The sequence below is a fragment of the Actinomycetospora sp. genome, assembly GCF_055612215.1.
In genome coordinates, this window is sequence record NZ_JBVPVA010001126.1 from 1 (window position 1) to 1,925 (window position 1,925).

The following is a 1,925-nucleotide window of genomic DNA, read 5'->3' on the forward strand; positions in this document are numbered from 1 at the left end:
CCCGACATGACCCCCATGTGGATGCCCTCCTTGGTGGTGCCCCCCTGGACGTCCCCGACGTCGGACTCCAGGGCCACCAGGAACCGCTCCCACGAGCTGGCCGGGTCGATCCCGGCGAGGACCGCGGCGTGGGCGACCAGCGACAGCGTCGACCCGTGCGAGGTGCGGTGGTCGTAGTAGTCGATCGTGCGCCGCGCGAGGTCCGCGTCGCCCGCGACGTCGTCGTAGCCGAGGCGGCCGAGGATCTCGCGCAGCTCGTCGGCGGAGAACAGGAAGAACAGCATGACCGTGTCGGCCTGTTTGGCGACCTTGTAGCGGTCCGGGTCGTCACCCTCGGCCTTGAGGATGCGGTCCATGCGCTGGATGTTGGTGTGCCTGCTGCGGTAGGCGTCCCAGTCCAGCTCCTCGAGGGCCTCGTAGCCCTCGAACTGGCTCAGCACGCGGCCCCCTTCCGGCGTCGCGTGCGTCGGCACGTACATCAGCCGCGTCATCTCGGCCCAGCGCTCGATCTCGGCGTCGGTGATCCCGAGGCGGGTGCGCAGCGCCCGGCGGCGGCTGGCGGGGAGCATGGCGAGCACCCGCGGCGCCGTCGAGCAGATCCAGGCGACCATGACGTTGGTGTAGGCGTTGTTGCGCAGCCCGCCGACCTCGGCGCCCGGGTAGCTCTCGTGGAACTCGTCGGGGCCCATCACGCCGTGGATCTCGTAGCGCCCGGTCTGCGGGTTGCGGTGCGCGATCGAGGCCCAGAAGCGCGCGATCTCCAGCATCAGCTCGGCGCCGTAGTCGCGCAGGAACTCCAGGTCGTCGGTGGCCTGGTAGTACTGCCAGACGTTGTAGAAGATCGCCGCGTTGACGTGGCGCTGGTTGTGCGAGTGGTCGGGGTCCCACTGGCCCGAGAGCGGGTTCAGGTGGACGACCTGGGTCTCCTCGGTGCCGTCCGAGCCGGACTGCCACGGGAACATCGCGCCCGAGTAGCCCGCCTCCGCGGCCGCGGCCCGCGCCTCGGCGAGGCGGCGGTAGCGGTACATCAGCAGGCCGCGGGTGACCTCGGGCAGCCGGAAGTCGAGGAACGGATAGACGTAGAGCTCGTCCCAGAACACGTGGCCGCGGTAGGCCTCGCCGTTGAGCCCCCGCGCGGGGACGCCCGCGTCGTGCCGCGCCGTGTGCCGCGAGCAGACCTGCAGGATGTGCGCGGTGTGGAAGCGCAGCAGCAGCTGCACGCGCGGCTCGGACGGCAGGTCGATCGCGCAGACGTCCCAGAGCTCGGTCCAGGCCGACTCGTGCTCGGCGAGGGCCTCGGCGAAGTCCGGGTAGCGCTCGACGTGGCGCCCCGCGGCGGTGAGCGTCTCGGTGATCGCGTTGTCGTGGCTGGTGAAGAACGAGACCAGCTTCTCGACCTTGATCGACTCGCCCTCGTGGGCCTCGAGGTCGAGCACCTGCTGGATGTAGTCGTTCATCTGGTGCAACGTGCGCTTGGGCTCGACGGCCTGCCAGGAGCGGCCCCGGCTGCGCGCCACCCGGGTGCGGGCGGCCTCGGAGATGTAGAGGTTCGACTGCCGGGTGCGCACCTTCAGCGCGATGATCTCCGGCCCGAACGTGCGGGGCGTGACGGGATCGAGGTGGCGGCCCTCGAGGTCGCGGTAGCGGGCGACCATGTCGTTGTCGACGCGCCCGTCGATCGCCGAGACGATACCGATCTGCCCGGACCAGTTCTCCGGGGTCAGCACCCACTCGATGGCGGCCTGGTGGCTGTGCGCCATCGAGACGAAGCGGCGGCTGCGCAGCGTCGTCTCGCGGCCGGCGCGGTCCCGGAAGCGGAAGTGGCGGCGCAGCATCGCGGTGCGGATGTCGTAGGAGTGCGAGTACTCGAGCACCTCGACGTTGTCGAGCGTGATCGCCTCCTCGCCCTCGATGCGCAGCATGAG

1 protein-coding gene is annotated in these 1,925 nt (G+C 70.4%); it reads right to left on the minus strand.

Going from position 1 to position 1,925, the window contains the following annotated elements; genetic code table 11:
- Window positions 1-1,925: glycoside hydrolase family 65 protein (locus tag AC0CYZ_RS30320; protein ID WP_472221827.1), on the minus strand; the 1,925-nt coding region annotated here is incomplete at both ends.